The organism is Halomonas sp. TH-94, assembly GCF_057473365.1.
In genome coordinates this window covers 1-6,492 of record NZ_JBYCKL010000027.1, presented here as the reverse complement: position 1 = coordinate 6,492, position 6,492 = coordinate 1, and the positions used below count along the sequence as shown (strand labels likewise).

General features: G+C 63.0%; 6 protein-coding genes and 1 pseudogene. 4 read left to right on the top strand and 3 right to left on the bottom strand.

The features are described 5' to 3' along the window. Both AC2VNO_RS04780 and msrA read left to right on the top strand, forming a co-directional pair. On the top strand, positions 1-766 hold a 766-nt coding region (locus AC2VNO_RS04780), incomplete at its 5' end, for a translocation/assembly module TamB domain-containing protein (protein ID WP_486933061.1). Positions 767-800: 34 nt separating this feature from the next. Next, positions 801-1,415: a peptide-methionine (S)-S-oxide reductase MsrA gene (msrA, locus tag AC2VNO_RS04775; protein ID WP_486933060.1), complete on the top strand. Its 615-nt coding sequence runs from the start codon at positions 801-803 to the stop codon at positions 1,413-1,415. On the opposite strand, the gene AC2VNO_RS04770 is transcribed toward msrA, so the two are convergent. The 3 genes from AC2VNO_RS04770 to can form a co-directional block, all read right to left on the bottom strand. Beyond that, the gene (locus AC2VNO_RS04770; RefSeq protein WP_486933059.1) at positions 1,396-2,433 is read right to left on the bottom strand and encodes a hydrolase; all 1,038 of its coding nucleotides are present in this window, start codon (positions 2,431-2,433) and stop codon (positions 1,396-1,398) included. The genes msrA and AC2VNO_RS04770 overlap by 20 nt on opposite strands. A 5-nt stretch (positions 2,434-2,438) precedes the next feature. After that, the gene (pepQ, locus tag AC2VNO_RS04765; RefSeq protein ID WP_486933058.1) at positions 2,439-3,746 is read right to left on the bottom strand and encodes a Xaa-Pro dipeptidase; all 1,308 of its coding nucleotides are present in this window, start codon (positions 3,744-3,746) and stop codon (positions 2,439-2,441) included. A gap of 67 nt (positions 3,747-3,813) precedes the next feature. Then, positions 3,814-4,470 (bottom strand): carbonate dehydratase, encoded by a 657-nt coding sequence (gene can / locus AC2VNO_RS04760; protein ID WP_486933057.1) that lies wholly within the window; start codon positions 4,468-4,470, stop codon positions 3,814-3,816. 180 nt (positions 4,471-4,650) lie between these two features. Here can and gorA point away from each other — a divergent pair, with 180 nt between their 5' ends. Continuing rightward, positions 4,651-6,012 carry a glutathione-disulfide reductase gene (gorA, locus tag AC2VNO_RS04755; RefSeq protein WP_486933056.1) on the top strand — a complete coding sequence of 454 codons (1,362 nt, stop codon included), beginning with the start codon at positions 4,651-4,653 and terminating at the stop codon, positions 6,010-6,012. A 254-nt stretch (positions 6,013-6,266) separates the two neighbouring features. Then, a pseudogene (locus AC2VNO_RS04750) lies at positions 6,267-6,492 on the top strand (diaminobutyrate acetyltransferase); the annotation flags it as partial.

Genomic DNA, 6,492 nt, shown 5'->3' with positions numbered 1-6,492 from the left:
GGCCGTTGCGCTGCGCGAAGCAGGCATGCAGATGGACGTGCTCATCGAGCTGCATCTGGGGCCGGACATGCTGCTCGCCGCCTCGGGCCTGGAGGCAGGCCTTGTCGGCACGCTTCAGGTGCGTCAACAGGACGGGCCGGTGCAGCTGTTCGGTGAAGTCAACCTGACCGATGGACGTTTCCGTGCCTTTGGGCAGGACCTGCTGATTCGTCAGGGCCAGCTGCTCTTCAGCGGTCCCCCGGACCAGCCGCTGCTCGACTTCGAGGCGATTCGCAATCCGGACGTGACCGAGGATGGCGTCATTGCCGGTCTGCGGGTCACCGGGTTTGCCGCTGAGCCGAGTCTGGCGATTTTCTCCGAACCAGCCATGGAAGAGGCCCGCGCGCTCTCCTATCTGCTGCGCGGGCGCGCGCCCAGGGATGGCGATGCCGATGGGGCCCTGACTTCGGCGCTGGTCGGTCTGGCGCTGGGTCAGACCGGCGGTGTCGTCGGAGCCCTCGGCCAGGCATTCGGCATCGATGATCTGGCACTGGAGACCACCGGTGTGGGCGATGACAGCCAGGTGGTCGTCAGCGGCTACCTGACGGAGGATCTGCGTGTCAGCTATGGTGTAGGTATTTTCTCACCGATTGCGGAGCTGACGCTGCGCTACACGCTATGGCGCAACCTGTACGTGCAGGCCGTGTCCGGCGCCGCTCAAGCCGTCGACCTGGTCTACATATTCAGCCGTCCGGGGCGCCCGCCACGGCTGGACGGCGATCCATGAGCCCGTTCAGCGCGTCCAACACGAGGAAATCGCCATGATCATCGATCCAGCCGAGGCTCTGCCCGGCCGCGACAAGCCGATTCGTATCTCCGCCGTCCATGCTGTCAGTGGGCGGTCGATGGCACCGCCATTTCCCGAGGGCCACGGGGAGATCGTTCTTGGCCTCGGCTGCTTCTGGGGGGCGGAGCGTCTGTTCTGGCAGCTCCCGGGGGTTCATGTCACGGCGGTGGGCTACGCCGGTGGCGTGACACCCAACCCCACCTACGAGGAGACCTGCACCGGGCGGACAGGCCATGCCGAAGTGGTGCAGGTGATATACGACCCGCACGAGATAGACCTCGAGACCCTCCTCAGGGTGTTCTGGGAGGCGCACGACCCCACCCAGGGCATGCGTCAGGGCAACGATGTCGGCAGCCAGTATCGCTCCGCCATCTACGCCACCGACGATTCGCAGCTCGCTACCGCCAAGCGGAGCCGCGACGTCTACCAGGATTCACTGACCCGGGCCGGTCGGGGTCAGATCACCACCGAAATCGCTCCCCTGAAAACCTTCTACCTGGCGGAGGAGTACCACCAGCAGTACCTGCACAAGAACCCAGGCGGTTACTGCGGGCTGAAAGGCACAGGGGTCAGCTGCCCGATCGGCTGAGACGTGACCCTGCGATGGTCGGCCAGGAAGGTCCCTTGTCGGCCCAGCATGCCAGCTCCTCGGCGAGTCGCCGTGCCAGCCAGGGTTGAAGGCGATGCCCGCGCCGTTCCAAGAAGCCGACGTGGCCACCGTGGTGGGAGATCTCGAGACGAACCGCATCGGCAGGTGGCGGAAGCCGCTCATAGAGGCCAGCCGGCATGAAGGGGTCGTCGTCGGCATGCAGGATCAGTGTCGGCAGCTCGATTTCACCTAGCAAGCGGCCGGCGGAGGCGCGCCGATAATAATCGCCGGCGTCGCGAAAGCCATGCAGCGGGGCGGTAACTGCATCGTCGTACCCACGCAAGCTGTCGATGCGTGACAGCGTCTCGGCATTCAGCGCCAGTGGCAGTTCGCCCCGCTCCAGCCTGGGGCCGACCTTGTCCTTCAGCGCGTTCAGAAGGTGGCGTTCGTAGACCCGAGCGAAGCCCTGGTGCAGGGTCTCGGCGCACGCCGCGAGATCGAGAGGCGCGCTGACGATGATAGCGCCGGCCAGGTCGAGGCCGCCGCCCTGTTCGGCTACCAGTTTCAGCAGCATGTTCCCACCCAGCGAGACGCCGGCAGCCACCTTCAGCGCCTTGGGGTAGCGCCGGGATAGCTCGCTGATCAGCCAGTAGGCATCGGCGGTGTCGCCACTGTGGTAGGCACGAGGCAGGCGGTTCGGCAGACGGCCACAGCCGCGGAAGTGCATCAGCACGGCACGCCAGCCCATCCGGCTCGCGGTGTCGAGCAGCCAGCGGGCATAGGGGGAACGAAACGACCCTTCAAGCCCGTGAAACAACACGAAAAGCGGTGCGTCCGCTGCGGCTGGCCCAGGCTTGACCCAGTTGAGCTCGACGAAGTCGCCATCCGGTAATTCGAGATTTTCGATGTCACGAGCGAGCCGGGGGCAGGGCAGCAGACGCGGCAACAGGGTCTGAACGTGCGGGTTGCTCAATCCGCGCGGGGCAATAAAGTCGGCCTTCCGCTGCCGATGTCTCATCTCGCTTACTCGTTCTCTGCCGTCAGGTTTCGTGGCTGCGTCAGGGTGACGACCACATTGTCCTCGATACGAATGCCGCCATGAGGCGCCAGGCGCTCGACCAGCTTCCAGTTGATCTCTCGCGATGCACGTTCACTCTTCAGTGGCTCGAGCAGCATGGGGATGATGTAGAGGCCCGGTTCAATCGTGACCGCCATTCCCGCTTCCAGTTCCCGGGTCAGCCGCAGTGCGGGATGCGCGTCGGGCGGTGGCAGGGGGCTGCCGTCGGCCGCGATGCGACCGGCCACATCATGTACCTGGATACCCAGCAAGTGGCCCAGCCCGTGAGGACAGAAGGCGCGGGTGACGCCCTGGGCGACGGCAGCCTCGGCCGAGCCGATGACCAACTCGCTGTCCACCAGCAAGGCGCCGAGCAAACGGTGCATCTGTTCATGCAACTCGACGAAGCTGATACCGGGGGCCAAGGCAGCAACCAATTGCTGCTTGATCTCGTGCATGGCTGGTACCAGCGCAGCGAAGGCGGGGTCGGCATCCGGGCCCGGCCAGCTGCGCGTGATATCGGCACAATAGCCTCGGTAACGGCACCCCGCATCGATCAGCAGACTCCGGCGCGAAGCAGGGGAAAGATGGTCGTAATGCTGGTAGTGCAGTACCGCACCATGAGCGTCGAGGCCTATGATGTTGCCATACGGCACTTCGCTTTCACGCTGACGCGAGGCCTTGAGATAGGCCAGCTGTATGTCCAGCTCGCTATCGCCGGCGAGAAAGGCCTCCCGGGCGGCCCGGTGCCCATGCAGCGCCATGCGGTTGGCTTCGCTCAGGCAGGCGATCTCGTACTCGCTCTTGCGTACGCGACCCTCATCCAGCGCCTTCAGCAGGGCGGGCGGATTGCAATCGGCCGCGAGAGTGCTGGCCATCTGAGGCGAGACGTCGCCGATCACGGCAAGCCGATCGACCTTCACCTCAGGCGCTGTATCGAAGCGGCCGGTGATCACCTCGAGATGTTCGACCCAAGCCTCATCGGGCAGGCTGGGCGCCAGATGCCAGAAGTCGTCAGGAGCATGGAAAAAGCACACGGTAGACCTGCCCGGCCGGACCAGCACCCAGCTGTGCGCGAGGCCAGACTGGCCGGTCCAGTGCTGGAAATGACCGTAACTCTGGAAGCTGGCGTGCTGGTCATCGCCGTAGTGCAGCGTTGGGTGGCCACTGTAGATGAGCACACCATCGTAGCCTAGCGCGTCGAGTCGATCGGCATAGCGTCGCTCGAGCGCCGCGAGGTGTTGTCGCTGAAGAGTATCGAGTGCGTCGGGCATGGGGGCTTCCGGCTAGGGGCTTCGATCCAGTGTATGACGTGAGTCGGCGTGCGACGAGAGGGTCGGCTCAGCAGCTGTCCGGCGTCGGCTGGAGGCGGTCGATGCGGTACAGGGTGGCCACTTGATCCAGGCCCTCGACGGAGCAATCGAGATCGGTGATGCGCCCATCGCCCAGGCCGTAGATCCAGCCGTGGACGGAAATCGGCTGGCCGCGCTGCCAGGCGAGCTGAAGGATCTTGGTGCGACACAGGTTGTTCACCTGGGCCTTGACGTTGAGCTCGCACATGCGGTCGATCTGCTGTTCCAGCGACAAGCCGCCCAGCGCCGAACGATGATGACTGTACAGTTCGCGTACCGAGTGCAGCCAGTAATCCACCATGCCGCAATCACCGCCCACCACGGCGGCTCGCACGCCGCCACAGCCATAGTGTCCTACCACCATGATATGCCTGACTTGCAGCACATCGACGGCATACTGCACGACGGAGAGTGCGTTCATGTCGTTGTGGTGCAGAAGATTGGCGACGTTACGATGTACGAACACTTCGCCTGGGGGAAGCGAGACGATCTGGTTGGCCGGTACCCGACTGTCCGAGCAGCCGATCCACAGATAGTTGGGATTCTGCTGGCGGGAAAGACGTGTGAAGTACTCGGCGTCCTCGCGGCACATGCGTTCTGCCCATATCCGATTGTTCTCCAGCAAGCGATCGATTTCTGAGTTCATGGCTGAGTCCGTCCGGGGATCAGGGCAGGGGAGGGGCCGGCTCCTTTTACCGCCATGCACCGAAGCGGTCAACCGGCCTACGCAAGGAACACATCATCTCACACGGCCGTGTCGGCGCTGGTATGATCGTGCGCTGAGACCGGGCACGCCATTTGGCCCGACGGAGACGAGGAGAAAAGCGTGTCAGACTTCGACTATGACCTGTTCGTGATTGGCGCTGGATCGGGAGGAGTGCGCGCTGCCCGCACTGCAGCTGCAGCCGGCGCCAGAGTGGCCGTTGCCGAAGATCGCTACCTGGGCGGTACCTGTGTCAATGTGGGTTGTGTGCCCAAGAAGCTCTACTCCTATGCCGCCCATTTTCATGACGCCTTCCAGGATGCCCGTGGCTTCGGCTGGCACCTGCCTCAGGCTCCGCGCTTCGACTGGGCCACCCTGCGTGACAACAAGACGAGTGAGATCAAGCGGCTCAATGAGATATACGGGCGGCTGCTGGACAACGCCGGCGTCGAGCTGATCAATGGCCGAGCAAGGGTCGTGGATGCCCACCGCATCGAAATAGGGGGCACTGCCTATAGTGCCGCCAAGATACTGGTGGCCGTCGGCGGGTGGCCCTGGGTGCCCGACTTTCCCGGTCGCGAGCTGGCGGTGACCTCGAACGAGGTATTCGACCTGGAGAGCATGCCCAAGCGCTTCCTGGTACTCGGCGGGGGTTATATCGCCGTGGAATTCGCCAGCATCTTCAACGGGCTGGGCGGTGAGTCACATCTGGTCTATCGCGGCGAACTCTTTCTGCGAGGTTTCGACCGTGAAGTGCGTGAGTTCACTCGTGAACAGATGGCCGCCAAGGGCGTCAACCTGCATTTCGAAACCAACATCGAGAGTATCGAGAAAGTCGAAGGCGGGCTTCTGGTGTCGCTGACCAACGGCGAGTCCCTGGAAGTGGATGCCGTGCTGGCTGCCACCGGTCGCAAGCCCAATCTCGAGGGAGTCGGTCTCGATGAGCTGGGCATCGAGCTCAACCCCGACGGCACCGTCAAGGTGAACGATCGGTTCGAAACCTCGGTTCCGTCGATTCTGGCGTTGGGGGACGTGACGGGTGGGCCGGAGCTGACTCCCGTGGCATTGGCGGAAGCGATGCATCTGGTCCAGCATCACTTCGGCGATGCGCCACCGGCTCCTATGGACTATCGCAATATTGCCACGGCGGTGTTTTGTCATCCCAACATCGGCACGGTGGGAATATCGGAAGAGCAGGCACGCAAGGAGTATGACGCAATACGGGTATACCGCACCGATTTCAGGCCGATGAAACACACCCTGTCAGGCAGCGACGAGCGGTGCCTGATGAAGCTGATCGTCGATGATGCCAGCGACGTGGTGGTAGGCGCCCATATGGTGGGGGAAGAGGCCGGCGAGCTTATTCAGGGCATTGCCATTGCCGTCAGGGCTGGACTCACCAAGGCCGACTTCGATGCCACCGTGGGTATCCATCCGACGGCAGCGGAGGAGTTCGTCACCATGCGCACGCTCTCGCGACGCTGAATACGTGCTGTGCAACCTTTGATCGGGCCGCCTCTTCAGGCGGCCCGAACTCGTTCTGGTAGCGGGTGAATCCTGGTCTAGACTAGTCGTCAGGAAGCGCCCGAATGTACTTCCTGGTGGTAGCCGCTGCGCCTGGGTAGGAAATTCTTGATAATTTTTTGTTATGCAACTGTGCTCAAGTCATAACGGCTGTTTTGATTTGTCGAAGAGCCCTGTTATCATTATCAGCATCATCGCTACAGCGAAATCAGACAATGAACATGACACCGCAGCCTTTCACTCCTTCCGCTGACCTGGCCCGCCCCAGCGTGGCTGACGCCGTGGTCGGCAGCGATGCTTCACCCTTGTTTATCCGCAAACCGAATCCTGACGACGGCTGGGGCATCTACGAGCTGGTCAAGTCCTGCCCGCCACTCGACGTCAACTCCGCCTACGCCTATTTGCTGCTTGCGACCCAGTTTCGCGACACCTGTGCCGTTG

Bases quoted from the DNA above. Each gene is read 5' to 3' on its own strand.
- msrA (WP_486933060.1), top strand. From the start codon at position 801: ATGATCATCGATCCAGCCGAGGCTCTGCCCGGCCGCGACAAGCCGATT.
- AC2VNO_RS04770 (WP_486933059.1), bottom strand. From the start codon at position 2,433: ATGAGACATCGGCAGCGGAAGGCCGACTTTATTGCCCCGCGCGGATTG.
- pepQ (WP_486933058.1), bottom strand. From the start codon at position 3,746: ATGCCCGACGCACTCGATACTCTTCAGCGACAACACCTCGCGGCGCTC.
- can (WP_486933057.1), bottom strand. From the start codon at position 4,470: ATGAACTCAGAAATCGATCGCTTGCTGGAGAACAATCGGATATGGGCA.